Annotated in this window: 16 protein-coding genes; 4 read left to right on the forward strand and 12 right to left on the reverse strand. The window is 67.1% G+C overall.

What is annotated here, in order from left to right; translation table 11 throughout:
• Positions 1–67: 67 nt before the first annotated feature.
• The gene (locus tag FK530_RS22425; protein WP_146489187.1) at positions 68–325 is read right to left on the reverse strand and encodes a hypothetical protein; all 258 of its coding nucleotides are present in this window, start codon (positions 323–325) and stop codon (positions 68–70) included.
• A 356-nt stretch (positions 326–681) separates the two neighbouring features.
• Here FK530_RS22425 and FK530_RS22430 point away from each other — a divergent pair, with 356 nt between their 5' ends.
• Both FK530_RS22430 and FK530_RS22435 read left to right on the forward strand, forming a co-directional pair.
• Positions 682–1,881 carry an MFS transporter gene (locus tag FK530_RS22430; RefSeq protein WP_158645175.1) on the forward strand — a complete coding sequence of 400 codons (1,200 nt, stop codon included), beginning with the start codon at positions 682–684 and terminating at the stop codon, positions 1,879–1,881.
• Positions 1,882–1,936: 55 nt separating this feature from the next.
• Positions 1,937–2,917 (forward strand): alpha/beta hydrolase, encoded by a 981-nt coding sequence (locus FK530_RS22435; protein WP_231706758.1) that lies wholly within the window; start codon positions 1,937–1,939, stop codon positions 2,915–2,917.
• A 12-nt stretch (positions 2,918–2,929) separates the two neighbouring features.
• Here the strand turns inward: FK530_RS22435 and FK530_RS22440 are convergent, their stop codons facing one another.
• The 5 genes from FK530_RS22440 to FK530_RS22460 form a co-directional block, all read right to left on the reverse strand.
• Complete coding sequence (locus FK530_RS22440) at positions 2,930–3,655, reverse strand: DinB family protein (protein WP_166443336.1); 726 nt, start codon at positions 3,653–3,655, stop codon at positions 2,930–2,932.
• Between the two features lie 60 nt (positions 3,656–3,715).
• On the reverse strand, positions 3,716–4,294 hold the full coding sequence (locus FK530_RS22445) for a TetR/AcrR family transcriptional regulator (RefSeq protein WP_158645176.1): 579 nt from the start codon (positions 4,292–4,294) through the stop codon (positions 3,716–3,718).
• A gap of 137 nt (positions 4,295–4,431) precedes the next feature.
• Positions 4,432–4,866: an SRPBCC family protein gene (locus FK530_RS22450; RefSeq protein ID WP_146489191.1), complete on the reverse strand. Its 435-nt coding sequence runs from the start codon at positions 4,864–4,866 to the stop codon at positions 4,432–4,434.
• A 45-nt stretch (positions 4,867–4,911) separates the two neighbouring features.
• On the reverse strand, positions 4,912–5,874 hold the full coding sequence (locus FK530_RS22455; RefSeq protein ID WP_146489192.1) for an SDR family NAD(P)-dependent oxidoreductase: 963 nt from the start codon (positions 5,872–5,874) through the stop codon (positions 4,912–4,914).
• Between the two features lie 119 nt (positions 5,875–5,993).
• The gene (locus tag FK530_RS22460; RefSeq protein WP_146489193.1) at positions 5,994–6,956 is read right to left on the reverse strand and encodes a cyclopropane mycolic acid synthase family methyltransferase; all 963 of its coding nucleotides are present in this window, start codon (positions 6,954–6,956) and stop codon (positions 5,994–5,996) included.
• Positions 6,957–7,118: 162 nt separating this feature from the next.
• On the opposite strand from FK530_RS22460, the gene FK530_RS22465 reads away from it, so the two are divergent.
• Positions 7,119–7,673 carry an FAS1-like dehydratase domain-containing protein gene (locus FK530_RS22465; protein ID WP_146489194.1) on the forward strand — a complete coding sequence of 185 codons (555 nt, stop codon included), beginning with the start codon at positions 7,119–7,121 and terminating at the stop codon, positions 7,671–7,673.
• A 500-nt stretch (positions 7,674–8,173) separates the two neighbouring features.
• On the opposite strand, the gene FK530_RS22470 is transcribed toward FK530_RS22465, so the two are convergent.
• From FK530_RS22470 to FK530_RS27030, 5 genes are all read right to left on the reverse strand, one after another.
• Positions 8,174–9,961: a hypothetical protein gene (locus FK530_RS22470; protein ID WP_146489195.1), complete on the reverse strand. Its 1,788-nt coding sequence runs from the start codon at positions 9,959–9,961 to the stop codon at positions 8,174–8,176.
• Positions 9,958–11,085: a hypothetical protein gene (locus FK530_RS22475; RefSeq protein WP_146489196.1), complete on the reverse strand. Its 1,128-nt coding sequence runs from the start codon at positions 11,083–11,085 to the stop codon at positions 9,958–9,960. Before FK530_RS22475 ends, FK530_RS22470 begins: the two co-directional genes overlap by 4 nt.
• Before the next feature lie 213 nt (positions 11,086–11,298).
• Positions 11,299–11,484: a hypothetical protein gene (locus FK530_RS22480; RefSeq protein ID WP_068526538.1), complete on the reverse strand. Its 186-nt coding sequence runs from the start codon at positions 11,482–11,484 to the stop codon at positions 11,299–11,301.
• A 489-nt stretch (positions 11,485–11,973) separates the two neighbouring features.
• Entirely contained in the window at positions 11,974–12,117 is a 144-nt protein-coding gene (locus tag FK530_RS25980; protein WP_156508256.1) for a hypothetical protein, read from the reverse strand.
• Between the two features lie 373 nt (positions 12,118–12,490).
• Positions 12,491–12,724, reverse strand: a complete 234-nt coding sequence (locus FK530_RS27030; RefSeq protein WP_369123353.1) for a transposase — start codon at positions 12,722–12,724, stop codon at positions 12,491–12,493.
• A 109-nt stretch (positions 12,725–12,833) separates the two neighbouring features.
• Between FK530_RS27030 and FK530_RS22490 the strand changes: the two genes are divergently transcribed.
• Complete coding sequence (locus FK530_RS22490) at positions 12,834–13,043, forward strand: cold-shock protein (protein ID WP_146489198.1); 210 nt, start codon at positions 12,834–12,836, stop codon at positions 13,041–13,043.
• A gap of 91 nt (positions 13,044–13,134) precedes the next feature.
• Here the strand turns inward: FK530_RS22490 and FK530_RS22495 are convergent, their stop codons facing one another.
• Positions 13,135–13,314: a hypothetical protein gene (locus tag FK530_RS22495; RefSeq protein ID WP_141661161.1), complete on the reverse strand. Its 180-nt coding sequence runs from the start codon at positions 13,312–13,314 to the stop codon at positions 13,135–13,137.
• Positions 13,315–14,262: the final 948 nt, after the last annotated feature.

Here is a 14,262-nt window from a genome sequence, read left to right on the forward strand (position 1 = left end):
ACACGGGTGTAGGAACTGGTTCCGAAGTCTGCTGCGCCCGCAGTGATATGTCAAGCGGTAGTTTCTATCACTCCTGGGCGTCGGCCGTCAGATCCGCGGAGTCCGCGAAGACCAGCGCGCCCGCCTCGGTGAGCACCGCCCACCGTCGGGCGGGCTCGGCGATGCGCTCGCCGTCGTACTCCGTGGCGACGGGGGTGAACTCACCGAAGTCGTCGACGATGCGGCCCCGGGCCTCGCGGTCCGAGCCGGCGAAGGCGACGACCGTGGTTCCGACCTCCAGGGCGGGGCCGGATTCCGAGGTGCTGTCGGTGCGCGTCGTGCTCATACGATTCGTGCCTTCCGTGGGGCTGCTCCCCGCCGGCTGCTCGACGGAATGGCGATCAGTACAGGCTGACAGTCGCTGACAGCAATCTTGTTCGTGATCTTCGGGAGAAGGATAAACACATCCAAGAGGGTCCTAGGAATGCATGCACCAGCGGCGCGGGAAATTCCGACTTTCCCGCAGGTTCCGGTCTCCATCACCGACGAGTGTTCTCCCGGGGATGCGATCGCGCGCCGCACGGAGGGCCTCTTGCGGAATTGTCGGCCCGGTGGTTCGCTGGTCCTCGGCGCACGATGCGCCGCGGTTCCTGTTCCGTCCGGGGGTCGCTCTCACTCCCGTCAGGGCGGCCACGAGGCCGCATGTTCCGACGCACTCCTAACTCCGCACGTCCTGTTCTCGGGCTCTGGCTCGTCTACTTCGTCAACGGGGCGGTGCTGTCCAGCTGGGCGCCACGGATTCCAGAGGTCAAGGACCGCCTGGGGCTCTCCGACGCCGCGCTGGGTGCTGCGCTGTTCGGAGTCGCCGCAGGCTCGGTACCCGCGCTCCTGCTCACCGGTCGGCTACTGCACCGGGTCGACGGCGGGATCGTCTGCCGGGGATCCGCCGCCATCTTCGCGGCGGGGCTACCGGCAATCGCGACCGCGACCGGGCCCGTGAGCCTGGGCCTGATACTCGCCGCGCTCGGCGCCGCGTCGGGGGTGCTCGACGTCGCGATGAACACCACCGGAATCGAATTCCAGAAGCGGCGCACGGGCGGGCCGGTCCTCTCCCGCCTCCACGGCGGCTACAGCCTCGGGACTCTATGCGGAGCCGGGGGTGGAGCGGCGGCCAGCGGCGCCGGTATACCCGTCTCGATGCAATTCGCCGGCACCGCCGGAGTACTCCTCCTGCTCCTCGTCTGCGCGGGTCCGCACGTTCCGCGCACCGTCGAGCCTCTCGCCGGTCTCGCCCCGGCGCCGCGGGTGTCCCTGGCACGGGCGATCACGCCCGCGATCGCGGCCGTGGCCGTGGCGGGCCTGCTCCTCGAAGGAGTTCTCACCGACTGGTCGGCGCTGCTCGTCGCGCGGGACCACAACGCGGGCTTCGCAGTCGGGTCGACGGTGGTCGTCGCGTTCAGCGCTGCGATGTTCGTCTCCCGGTCGGGGGGCAACGGCATCGTCTCGCAGCTCGGGCGCGGGCGCTACCTCGTACTCGCCGCAGTGACCTCGACCGTCGGTACGGGCATCGGCGTGGTCGTCCCGGGTTGGCCGGCCACGTACGCGGGGGTCGTCATCGTCGGCCTGGCGCTCGGACCCGTGTTCCCCATCGCGCTCGAAGTCGCGACGGAAGGCACCCCCGGGTCGGTCGCGGGGGCGACGGCGGCGGTGAGTGCGGTCGGCTACCTCGCGCATCTCGGCGGCCCGCCACTGGTCGGCAGCCTCGCACAGCCCCTCGAACTGCCGGTCGCCATCGCCGTCCTGGGGACGGCCGCGAGCGCGGCGCTCACCGCGGGCGCATTCGCGGTCAGCCGACCCCGGCGTCTACCCGTGGACGGGGACGGAATGCGCGATGATCCGTAGGAGCTACCCGGGCCGTGCACCCTCGGTCCGGACCCCACCGGCGAACGGACGTCCGATGAAACCTCACTGGATGGTGCTGCCCGCCGTCGTCGCGACCGTGACGGCTGTGCGGAGGACGCGCGCCCTGCGCGCCGTCGCGCCCGGGTTGCGCAAGCCCGCCGCGGCCCTCCTGCCCTCGCTGGGGCCGCTCACCCTCAGGGTGGTCCGCGCGATGCCGGCACCGCCCGCCGCCGCACCGACCGGGGGCGGCGTGACCGTGCGCAGGGAGGCCGTCGACGGCGGCCAGGACGTCTACGTCTACACGCCCGTCGAGCCGAACGGCGGTGCGCTGCTGTGGATCCACGGCGGAGGTACGATCATCGGCTCCCCGGAGGTCGATCATCGGCGGTGCGTCCGGATCGCCCGCGACAACGGCGTCGTCGTGGTCAGCGCGCGATACCGGCTGGCGCCGGAGCACCCGTTCCCCGCCGGCCACGACGACTGTTTCGCCGCGCTGCGTTGGCTGCACGACGCCGCGGCGGACCTCGGGATCGATCCGGCACGCGTCGCGGTCGGCGGGGCGAGCGCCGGGGGCGGGCTCGCCGCCGGCGTCGCCCAGCGCGCCGTCGACGAGGGCGTCCCCGTCGCCTTCCAACTGCTGATCTACCCCATGCTCGACGACCGCACCACCATCCGGCCCGCGGATCACCGCGGTGCCCTGACGTGGACCCGGCGCTCGAACGCCTTCGCGTGGGACGCCTACCTCGGTGCCGGGCACGCCGCCCGGGAGGTGCCCGCCTACTCCGCGCCCGCGCGGCGGACGGATCTCAGCGGCCTGCCGCCCGCGTGGATCGGCGTCGGCGAGCTCGATCTCTTCCACGACGAGGACCTCGACTACGCGCGCCGGTTGGAGGCGGCCGGGGTGCCGGTGGAACTCGTCGTCGAGCCCGGGATGTACCACGCCGCAGACCTGTTCGCCGCCCGCACCACGTCGATGCGGGCCTTCACCACCGCAGCGGTCCGGGCGGTCGGACGGGGCGTCGGCCCGCGGAAGTGAGCCGCGCCGGCGCTACGTCGCCGGCCGGTCCTGCGCGGCGATGAGGTCGAGGTCGCGGACGCAGAAGCGGTGGTGCTCGAAGGTCTCGTTCAGGACGGTGCCGAGGCACTGTCGTACCGTCCGCCCGCGCGCGTAGGGCGGCCAGACGTCGTCGCCGGGCACCGGCGCCGGCGCGGCGAGTTCTTCCGGCGCGGCCCGCTCGAGCCAGGCCTCGAGCTCGGCAGCCTGGGCGGCGCGCGCGGCGACGACCTCGTCGAGTTCCGGATCCGCCGTGAGATCGAGCCCGTGCGCTCCGCGATAGGGCTCGGCGTCCGGGCCCAGGCCCATCGGCGTGAAGAGGTCCGTCGAGCCGAGGCAGCACCGCCGGAACCAGGAGTCGTGGACGAAGACGAGGTGGCGCAGGGTCTGGATCGCCGACCACTCATGGTTGACGGTGCGGCGCTCGCTGCCGGGGGTGCGGCGGATCCGCTCGATCGTCGCCACCCAGGCGCCGTGGAGCATCCGCGCCGCACGGGCCAGGTCCGCAGTACTCTCGGAGCGGATCAGCGGTCGCACCGGATGGCGCCGGTCGAGCTCCGCCTCGACGTACCCGCCGACCTCGACACCATTGACCACGAGGCCGGTGACGAGGCCGTCGATCACGGCGTCACGCATCACCACGCCGACCAGGCGCGCCCCGGACAGGTCGCACTCGCGGAACTCCACTCCGCGCAGATCCTCGTCGACGTACCGGGCCATGCTTCGCATACTAGGTCGGTGCACGCCCGACGGTGTCCGCGTGCGCGGGCCCGGCAGGGCTCAGCCGCTGGGCGACCGCCGGCGCACCCGAGTGAGCCGTCCCGAGAGGTAGCTCTCGATCGTCTCCGCCACGGACGGCCCCGCGGAATCGCCGCCCCGGCCTCCCGCCTCGCGTGCGCCGACGCCGGCGGGCACCGGCGAGGATCGCATCACGGCCTCGCCGAGCGCGATCCGCCAGATCCCGCGCACCGTCTCGGCCGCCTCGTCGTCGTCGAACCCGAGATCGCGGACGCTCTCCGTCAGGACGAGCGCGTGGTTGCGGGTGAGCTCCTCGATCCCGACGTGACCGTCCAGCACTCCCGAGAGCGCCCAGGAGTGGACTTCCAGGAACTCGGCCACCGCCTCCGAGGTCCGCACGGCGCGCTCGAACGGGTCGAGCTTCTCGAGCTCCCCGGCGTCCCCCGCACCGTCGGACAGGCTGAACAGGAAGCCGAGCAGCTCGTTCTTCGAGGCGAAGTAGTAGTAGATGCCCATGGTGCTCGTGCCGAGTCGGTCGGCGAGGTAGCGCATGGAGAGGCTCGAGTAGCCCTCCTGGGTCACGATCTCGATCGCCATCTCGACGATCTTGTCGCGGTTCATCCGCGCAGGTCTGCCTTGGCGGCCCGTGGTGCTCATACGGTGCGACGCCTCCTCGGTCGGAATCATTGTCACCAGTCATTCGGAGCCGAAGCCCGGACGGATCGACTCCGACGAAGGGCGGCTCCTGTGCGCTGCGCTCAGGCCAGCTTCTCCAGGTGCGCCGACAAGCCCTTGGCCCCGTCGGCGAAGAGCTTGTTCACGGCGAGGGTCAGGACCGGCTCGAGAAGGCGGAAGACGCCGTGGAAGGCGAACTCCACGGCGTAGGTGACGGCACTGCCCGATCCCGTGGGCGCGATGGTGATGGTGTCGACCGCGGTGAGGGAGCTCTTGTGTCCCCGCAAGCGGATCAGCGAGGTGGGCTCGAGTTCGGTGAGTTCGTAGTCGAGGTCGGTCCGGGCGCCGGCGAACGTGCTCGTGACCCGGTAGGTCGAGCCCACGCCGCCGTCACCGGTGAGCCGCGCTACCGCGACGGCGTTGGGATCCCACTCCTGGGCGTTGGTGAAGTCGGCCAGGTATGCGAACACGGCGCTCGCGGGCGCCGAGGTGTGCACGGTCTGCTGCTTGGTGATCACGCGATGTGCCTTCCAGGTGTGAGGTGATACGAGAAGAGTTCGCGGCTAGGGTGCGATGCCCGCGAAGGAGCACACCCGACGCCAGACCGCCGCCCGATCGGTCTCGGTGAACTCGGTGCGTCGCAGGTAGCGCTCCGGCCGTGGGGCGCGATCGTGCCAGAACCGTCCGTTCTCGGGCTTCGGAGTGGTCGCCGCGAGCCAGACGGCGGTGTCGGCGCCCTGGTCCGCGTCCCGCAGCAGCGGACCGGTCACCTTGGTGAAACCGGGCAGGGAGTCGGCGACGCCGGGGGTGGCCACCCATCCGGGGTGCATTCCCGCCACGGTGACGTCCGCCGACGCCCACCGGCGCGCCAGGATCGGCACCATCGCCACCTGGACGCACTTGCTCCGCGCGTACGCGGTGGCGCCCTTGTACCGGCCGGCGCGGTAGTCGAGATCGTCGACGGGAAGCTCGGCGGTGTACATCCCGCCCGACGACATGAAGATCACGCGGGCGTCCTCGCTGTCAGCCAGCTGGGGCACCAGCAGATCCGTCAGGAGTACCGGCCCCAGGACGTGCGTGGCGAGGGAGAGTTCGTGACCGTTGGTGGCCGCGGTCCACTGCGGCGGCATCACACCGGCGTTGTGCACGATCACGTCGACACCGTGTGCCGCGAGCCGCCGCGCCAGATCGGGAACCGCGGCGAGATCCGAGACATCGCCCAGTTCGACGGCGACGACGCTCCCCGGATGATTCCGGAGGATGCGGGCACGCACCTCATCGGCACGCGCACCGTTGCGCCCCGTGATCACGACCTTCGCCCCCAGGCCCGCGACCTGCTCGGCGATCGCCGCCCCGATGCCCGAGGTGGCTCCGGTGACGACGACCGTGCGCCCGGCCAGGGAGCCGGGGCGCGGATCGTCCGTGCCCCATCGAGCCCTGCGCAGCGCGAAGCCGATCTTCGAATAGCCGAACACGATGGATCGGTCCACGACCGCGTCGAGCAATCCCGTCCGTCTGTCTGTCACCGGAACTCCCTCGTCGGCCTACCTGGACATGAGGTATTCGGCGCGGAGAGCGATCCGGATGGGATCGGATCAGAACGTGCCTGAGATCGTTCGGCCGCCACAGCGGTCCTCAGGCGTCGCTAGCGCGACGGGATGAACCGTGCCGCGGTCGTGCCGGCGGCGGCGTCGACCTCCGGGTGCGACGCCAGCACCTCCTCGAGCGAACGGTGGCGTCCGCCCTGCTCCGGCTTGACCAGAGTGTGCTGTCGGACGTCGATCAGACCGCGGCGGAACGCATCCGCACAACCGGTCAGGTACGTCATGTACGTGTCGTACACGGCCTGTGGATGAATCCGAAGGGCCTGCTCGCGCGCCGCCTCCAGGTTCGCCGCCCAGATGTCGAGGGTCCTCGCGTAGTGCGGTTGCAGGCTCTGCACCTGGACCACGTCGAATCCGCCCATTTCGGCGAGAAGAGGGAAGTACTTGGTGATGGGGAGTTCGCCGCCCGGAAAGATCTCGGTGCGGATGAAACGGAAGAAGTCGAAATCGGCGCGGGTGACTTTGCTCCTACCCCGGAAAGTGTCCATTCCGAAGGTCATGATGGTGTGGATCATCGCCCTGCCACCGTCCGGGAGAATATCGAAGGCGCGGTCGAAGAAGGCGAGATGGCGCTCGTGGGTGAAGTGCTCGAAAGCCCCGATGCTGACGATCGCATCGACCGGAGCGTCGAACTCCTCCCACCCCTGCAGCCGTACCTCCGCGGAGCGATCGGACTTCAGGTCCGCCAGGCGGCGGCTGACCGACTCGTACTGGTTCTTCGACAGCGTCAAACCCACCACGTTGACATCGTATTTCTCCACCGCACGGATCAGCGTTGTTCCCCAACCGCATCCGACATCGAGCAGCGTCTGCCCGGGCGTGAGGCCGAGCTTGCCGAGGGACAGGTCGACCTTCGCGAGCTGAGCCTCCTCCAGGGTCATCTCCTCGCGCTCGAAGTAGGCGCACGAGTACGTCTGCGTCGGATCGAGGAACAGCCGGAAGAATTCATCCGACAGGTCGTAGTGGGCCTGCACATCCTCGAAGTGGGGATCCAGCTCAGGCATGGCGGCCTTTCGTTCGGCTACGGGTCTCCCGTGCGTTCAGCACGAGCATCAGCTGGAAAAGTAATGCAGAACACAGCGCCCCGCATCGCCGAACAATTAGATTTCGGTGTACATGAATTCCGAGCGGTTACCGCGCTCGGAAGAATCGAGTAAAAACGACTCGTGCCCTCACCGAACAGTCGTCAATCCGATGCTGCAGACGCCCCGTACGCCGACGGCTGGGACCTGTGGTTCCACGACGCCTACGAGGTCAGTTCCGAGGCCGTCAGGGCCTTCGCCCGGGCCACCCGCGACCCCCACATCGCCTACGCCGGGCGCGGCATCCTCGCCCCGGACTGCCCCGTACCGATCACCCTGCTGGCCGCACCCATGTTCGACGCCGCAGCGGCCCTCGTCAGTCGCGCGATCCCCAACTGCAATCTCTCCCGCATCGTCCATGCGGCACAACAGTTCACCGCTCTGGACGCACTGCGTATCGGCCAGCGGATCAGCATCGGAGCACGCCTGTCCTCGCACGTCGTCAAAGCGGGTACGGACATCATCACCATCGACACCACCGCCTACGCCGACGACGCCCCGCGGCTCGCCGCGGTCCTCACCATCGCCCACTCCGACAGCGCCGGACCGGCCGTCGACCTCGACTCCGTCGCGGACCACATCATGCTCACCGGAACCGGACCGTCGGACAGCAACGCCTACACCAGCAGCGCACGCTGACTCGAACACCTCCGCGGACACCGTGACTCGCGTGAACCGCCGCACCGCTGCCGGTGATCGCGCCCGCCCTCTTCAAAGGACGGTGGAGTCCGACGGAACGTCGGCAGAAACGACGAAACCCGGGGTACGGGCTCTTGAAGAGTTCGTACCCCGGGTCCAGCAGTTCATGGAACTGCTCTCTGTGAGCAGTTCCATAATTGCTGTATAGGGTCTGTTTTCCTGACGAGCTTTCCACCTCATTATCGCAGGAATTCCACCGCATTTTGGCGGCGACACGCCGGGTGTCGGAGGCCTTTGCACAGACCTGTGGTGGTTGGTGGATCGTCGCGGTCTCGTCGGCTTCGGATGTGCCGACCAGACCGGATGTTTGCCGCAGCAGCGGCCTGGGCCAGTGTCCGATTTTGGGCGGGAGATTTTCCACCACTTATTGGTCGTCTTGCGAAACGCCGGATGGCCGGCCCCGCGCTGTGCAGGGTCGGCCATCCGATCGGGTCGTTAGGTCAGGTTCGGGGTGGTGTCTTCGCCGGCGGGTGTCCGAGATCGGATTCGAGTAGGCGCATGCGGATATCAATGGATTCGGCTCGATGTTGTCGGCGGTCGTAGGCCTCTTGGGTTCGGTGGTTGAGGACCGCAACTGCCGCGGCGAGGGTGATCGCGATCAACGGCTCGCGTCGTGGTCCCTCGACCAACTCTTTCAAACCGGTGACGGCGTTCGACTTGAGTTGGCTAAATCGCTGCTCGGTCAGGGACCGGGCAGCCTCGTAGTACAGCGCGTGTTCCCACGATCCGGGAGTCATGCCCCATTGGGCGAGCCTGACCTGCGCGTCCGTCAGGGTCACTGTCAGCGATGCGTTCGAGCAGCAACCGTAGCGGTCTGCGGACCACGTCGGGTCGACGGCCGGGACGCTGGAATCTACCGACAGCGACTCGGGTTTGAGGGGACACCGGACGCGTCCCATGGCGGCGGGGCAGACCAGCTTGACGGTCAGCTGCTCGTCTCGGGAGCCTCCGATTCTGGGGCGTCCTCGGGTGACGTTGCGGTATTCGGGGCGCGAGTTTCGACCCATCAGGAGCGGGAGGACCTGCGCGAGGGCTCGATCGTGCTCGGCGAAACCCGATGGATTCGACTCGAGCATGGTCCGAGTCGGCCGCACCGTGAACTTATTGATGTGCGGCTGCACCGCGGGGCAGTAGAAGTCCCCGGCGACTTGCACAGGTCCGGGGTCGGTCTCCCGGCCTGCCGCGGGAGCGCTCGGATAGACCGTCTTCCAGTGACTGGGGTAACGGCCGACGTAGGCGTACTGCTCGCGGATCATCGTCTCGGCCCACGTGCGCTTGACGTTGTACCCCATGTCGACGGTCAGGAACGGCCACGCCGCCCGAGAGCTAGGGCTTCGACCGGTCAGGTCGTTTTCCTTAGCGCGGGTCAGCGCTTCAAAGAGGCCCTCGACGCTTCCGGAGGTGACCTTGCCGACGCTGATGCCGATGACGACGGGAGGTACGGCGTGCAGCTGGTGAGGTTCGCCGACTCGGGTCAGCGCAGTCAGACCGAGCCCGTACCCGGACTTGGTGATCTTGCCGTTCAGAGCCAAGGGCTCAGAGCCGGTGCTCACTGCATTGTCCTGCCCGCGAGCGTAAGGACTTCCTCCCGGGGTGGCGCCACGGAGCTTGTCGTCCTTGACGCCGAGACCGTACATGTGACGGGCGAGATCGAAGGTCGATTCATCGGTCACGAGATCGCCGCGACAACCCTGCGGACGTTTCTCCCATACCGAGGCGGCCACGATCCGGTTGATCAGGATGCTCAGTCGTTCGCCGGCGCGTTCTGCGGCGTGCCACTGCTCGGCAGTGCGGTCGCCCAGCAGTCGCTTGTGTTCCTTGTTCGAGATCCGTTGGGCTGGAAGGTCAGCGTGGGGATCGACCGGGGTGAACTGGCGGGTCAGCCAGGCGTGGAATCGGGTGTACTCACGCTTCGGCTGGTCGTAGATGGCCGAGGTGTTAGCGCCCGCCATACCGACAGCGGCGAGTTGCTCGTCCGTCATGTCCGCGATCGTGGCGAGGATCTGCCGGATCGTCACGGTGCGCTGGTGGAACGTCAGGATGAGGATCGCGGTCAAGACAGCCCGGCTCGTATAGACGAATCCGCTCGGCGGACGGCCACCGGCGCCCCGTTCCAGGGCATGCCAGCAATCGATCAGACTGTCGGCTTCGGAACGATCGACGATGCCGATGACCGTGTCGAACAAGCGCGACGCCACGGTCAGCGTGGGCTGAAAGGGAGTGATCATGCTGCCCGCACCCCCGCCACGTAGTCGAGAATCGAGTACATCCCATAGGTGGGTAGATCGGAGGTGACATCGCGGAGCGCTGTCAGCGTGGAGACGTCGGCCAGTTGCAGCCACAGAGCGGCCGGCACAGTCTCAGCGAGGTCCGTCAGCCACCGCATCCGCAGCGCATACAGGTCCAACGGTCGAAGTTTGTTGGCGCGCAAATCCTCATTGATCCGGTTCGTCATATTGCGTTCCGCCTGCGCCATCCCCGGCCGAAACAGCGACGCATCCCCCACCTGCTCCGCGCGCGTGAGCAACCGCTTCGACGCCGCGCGATCGGCGATAGGGACAGACCTGCGACCGCCACTGTGATTCGGGAGCGAGACGACGGCGTAGTCGCGGCCACCGCGGCGCCCCGCAGTGACATCGACACCGCGCAAGACCTTGAAGTCACTCGGTCGGGCACCAACTCCCAGACACAGGTCGAGCAACAGATACAGGCGAACCTGCAGCTCGCCCTCGAGTCGCGCAGCGGTGCCGTAGTGATCGGCGATCACATGATCACCTGCCGGTCGGTGCCGGCGTGGACGCGGCGAGATCGGCTGATTCGCCGGCGGGAACTCCCGCGGATGCACCAATCTGCCCACCGCATACAACTGGTACTTCACCTGGTGCATACCCTTATCCCGACCTCGCCGGCGACGATCCTCGAGATACTGGTCCACATTCGACCGCCGCAGCGCGACAGACAGATTCAGCGTCCCGCGGTCATCGACGTGGTCGACGAGGTATCGGGACACTTCCCGAGCTGCGGTCTCGACGGTGGGGCGGGCACGGACCGGCAGCCTCGTCTGCAACGCGGCCGAATACCGCGCTGCCGCATCCACCTTCCGCTTGCTGCGCCCGCGTACTCCCAGCGTTGCGAGCCGGTCGAAGAGCGCCTCCTGTCCCTCCGGGACCCAGGATTCTGGCGCGCCCAGCCACATCGCAGATACCTGCGGCTCGGGTGGGTGCGCACCTAGTTCCCGGACCGGTTCCGGCGGTACCGGCAGCTCAGTGACGACCGACGCAGCAGGGGGCGTGGCCGCCACCGAGGCTACCAGCGTCTTGGCGGAGCGATGGTGACCGGAGAAGCGGGCCATCAGCGGATCACCTCCGCCGACACACGTGCCGCGACGTCCTTGACATCGACTTTTGGGTACGACAAACTCATGACAGATCCCCTTCCCAGGACGATCTAGGTTCGAGACCAATTGGCGTTGGTCTAGTGCGCAAGGCCTGCGAGTTGGCGCTCGTAGGCCTTTTGCGTGTGCGAGGTAAGACGAGAAGTACGGCGTCCCGTCAGGTTGGTGTGGTTACTCCGTACGCGCTCCTTCAGACTCGATCGTGTTCAACCCCGTCTCGATCACGCGAGCAGCCGCGTCCGAGAGCCGCATGCGCCGCTCAGAGGCGAAGTCGTACAGCCGCTCAGCGAGCTCGGACTCGAGCCGCACCTCGACCCGAACACGGTCGAGGTGCGGCAGGGCACGGCGCTCGGACATCGCGTCTCCGATCGGTGGAGGCACCGGTGAACTACCGGCGCAACACAGACCCTAGCGGCGCTCGCACCCATGTGGCGGCGGCTAAGCACCTGGATGCAATTCTTCAGATCACTTGCGCCACAATATGATTTATCGCCAGCGGGAAGTCAAACTATGCATATTCAAAACGCCCGGCTGACCTGGGGAGATACACCCGACTCCCCTCGATAGCGGCCAGTGACGCACGCTAACTAATCTCGCGTGCGTCGGAATCTCGCTCCGGCGTGTCGCAGGCGGCGCGCGCCCCTCACACGAACCGCACCCTCGGCGTCAGCACTCGGTGGCACGATCGGACCGTGGACTCCCTCGAGCCGAAGCTGACCTACGAACTGGCTAAGCGGAACATCCCGCTTACCGCTCAGGAGTTCATCGATGCAGTCCTCGACGCGCTCGGCGAAGCCACGACTTCCTTGACGTCATGCGTGAACTGTGGTCCTAACTAACGGTCACTCAAATCTCGCGCCGGTTGTCGATGACAGCGTCCGCCAAGGTGATCGCAGGTGCTTCGAGCAAGGCGGCGAGCACCTCCCGGTGGTCGGTTGGGTCGAGCGCACCGACCTCGCCTGCCTCGATGAGCTCGCTCGCTCGTGCCACACTGATCTCCTGATTTCCGATTCGACAAGCGCACCGACGGGTGCGCGACAACCAGCTGCTGCGTCGCTTCTCAACCGACCGGAGGCCCTCGCGTACTCCCCTCCGTCGCGAACCGACTACGGCGAATCTCCCGTACATGAATCTGTCGCCGACGCAGCATATCTGCGCAAATCTCGCGACGGGGCTACGCTGAAGGGGCGCCGTGGTGCGCAGGTGACCTCCCAGGGCTCCGACCTTGGAATCGGACCCGGGACCGCCACGAGGCCCAGCCTCATGTCCTCCCCACTCTGATTTGAGGCTGGGTCTCCCCTCATCCTGCAAGCATCCCCAGAAGCGCAACACCGCAGCACCACCAGCTGCGCTAGAATACCAATTACGTTGGGACAGAATATGACCAGAGATGAGAACGCCGAACCCAAAGGGCGGCGCAAGTGGCCGTGGATTCTCGGAGCCGCGGTCGCCGCGTTACTTGCGTGGAGCATGAGCTAGACCCCTCGGTCGACTCAGAACGCTCTAGGCCTAGCCACCGACCGAGATGTCTGCTACTGTCAAATTGGTTGATTTTCTTGGTGGCTCGTTTCGCGAAGATTTTCCGCGGCGGACACATCCCAAACTCCGTGAGTAGTCCCGGTAGCTTTGTTTCTGCGTACCTCCGCACTACCCAAGATCGAAACACTCGGTCTTGCAACACCTTTGATACTCAGGAGAGTAATCGCATGGCTCAGCAGGGCACCGTCAAGTGGTTCAACGCCGACAAGGGCTTCGGGTTCATCACCCCGGACTCCGGCAGCAAGGACCTCTTCGTCCACTTCTCCGGCATCGTCGCCAATGGCGGCTTCCGCAGCCTCGACGAGAATGACCGCGTCAGCTTCGAGGAGCAGGCCGGCGACCGCGGCCCGCAGGCCGTCTCCGTGCAGACCATCTAAAGCCTCACAGCTCGCGTACCAGGAGGAGCTGGCGGGTCCGCGACAGGACCCACCAGCTCCTACTGCTTCGTTTCACCCGTGCAGAGCTCAGTCAGATAAAGAACCGGTGCCCGTCGACCATCAGCACCTCGTCCCGGCGCACCCACGGGTAGTCCTCGACCGCGGACTCCAGATCGACACTGCGACGCTGCTCCACGAGATCCGCAGGGTCTGCATGAGAGGCACTCTCACCGAGAAGCTGGGCAAGAGCACCACCGCTGAAACTAGACATTTCACGCCTCCTCGTCGCCTGCAACGCTGGAACCAACCAACGCCATCTGTCACCTGATCACCCGCGCCGCTCGCGAGTGGCCTCCTGTCTACCCCGACGACTGCCCTCGCGCCACCGTTTGAGTACCCCGGCTTTGCCGCTGATCTGCCTGGCTTGGAGAGAGTGGTGCACATCTTGGGCTACCGCGTCGGGAGCAGGATCCTTTGAGTGTTACGTGGTCAGAGGATCCAGGTCCTGGCCAGCGAGCGCGGAGTTCCGTGGACGATCGTCAACCCCTCCAGTGTCATCGGCGACAGCACGACCGGTGAGTCCGACCAGCACCTCTGCCTGGCCCCACCGTCGGACATATAAGGGACGGCAGCGCAGCCGCGCTGCCCGGCGGCGCATCGACCGTTCCTCCCGGTCGTCACAGTCGACCACCTCGCGGCCTTGATGGCAGCTACGGCGATCGATCCGGGTGCCGTAAACAAGGCCAGCGTTCGCCGCAGCCGCCGTGCGGCAGATGACTGGACATGCGCGGGCCGGGCGTACGCCCGGTGCGATGCCATCCAGAGGCACTGCGGCGCCGAATACTTGATAGCGGCGAACAGAGCGTCGCGCGTTGGTGCACCGAACCCGGCGCCCCAACGGCATACGACAACCCAACGAATGTGAGCTGATCTGCATGGTTACAGGAGCACCCCACCGCGAGAATCTCGCCGACCGCCGAGAATTCCGTCCCGTGGCCCTTGTGGTCTCGCTGCTGTGCGTCGGAATCGTTGCCGGCGTCGGTGGGGCGGCGTCAGCTGACGCGGCGTCAACCTACTCGCAACTCGCTCAACGGGACTGCTGCACGATCGGGTGACAGTGTCGGTGTCATGCCGCTGAGGCGGCTGTGTTGATGATCGTCTCGTATTCGACGGGCGTCAACCGGCCGAGGCGGACCTGACGGCGTCGGCGGTGGTAGGT

Source organism: Tsukamurella conjunctivitidis (assembly GCF_007858475.1).
In the GTDB taxonomy this organism is placed as follows: Bacteria; Actinomycetota; Actinomycetes; order Mycobacteriales; family Mycobacteriaceae; genus Tsukamurella; species Tsukamurella conjunctivitidis.

Coding starts and splice junctions, on each gene's coding strand:
- FK530_RS22490 (WP_146489198.1), top strand. CDS start 12,834: ATGGCTCAGCAGGGCACCGTCAAGTGGTTCAACGCCGACAAGGGCTTC.
- FK530_RS22425 (WP_146489187.1), bottom strand. CDS start 325: ATGAGCACGACGCGCACCGACAGCACCTCGGAATCCGGCCCCGCCCTG.
- FK530_RS22440 (WP_166443336.1), bottom strand. CDS start 3,655: ATGGCCCGGTACGTCGACGAGGATCTGCGCGGAGTGGAGTTCCGCGAG.
- FK530_RS22470 (WP_146489195.1), bottom strand. CDS start 9,961: ATGATCACTCCCTTTCAGCCCACGCTGACCGTGGCGTCGCGCTTGTTC.
- FK530_RS22430 (WP_158645175.1), top strand. CDS start 682: ATGTTCCGACGCACTCCTAACTCCGCACGTCCTGTTCTCGGGCTCTGG.
- FK530_RS22445 (WP_158645176.1), bottom strand. CDS start 4,294: ATGAACCGCGACAAGATCGTCGAGATGGCGATCGAGATCGTGACCCAG.
- FK530_RS22475 (WP_146489196.1), bottom strand. CDS start 11,085: ATGGCCCGCTTCTCCGGTCACCATCGCTCCGCCAAGACGCTGGTAGCC.
- FK530_RS22480 (WP_068526538.1), bottom strand. CDS start 11,484: ATGTCCGAGCGCCGTGCCCTGCCGCACCTCGACCGTGTTCGGGTCGAG.
- FK530_RS22435 (WP_231706758.1), top strand. CDS start 1,937: ATGAAACCTCACTGGATGGTGCTGCCCGCCGTCGTCGCGACCGTGACG.
- FK530_RS22460 (WP_146489193.1), bottom strand. CDS start 6,956: ATGCCTGAGCTGGATCCCCACTTCGAGGATGTGCAGGCCCACTACGAC.
- FK530_RS27030 (WP_369123353.1), bottom strand. CDS start 12,724: ATGTGTCCGCCGCGGAAAATCTTCGCGAAACGAGCCACCAAGAAAATC.
- FK530_RS22495 (WP_141661161.1), bottom strand. CDS start 13,314: ATGTCTAGTTTCAGCGGTGGTGCTCTTGCCCAGCTTCTCGGTGAGAGT.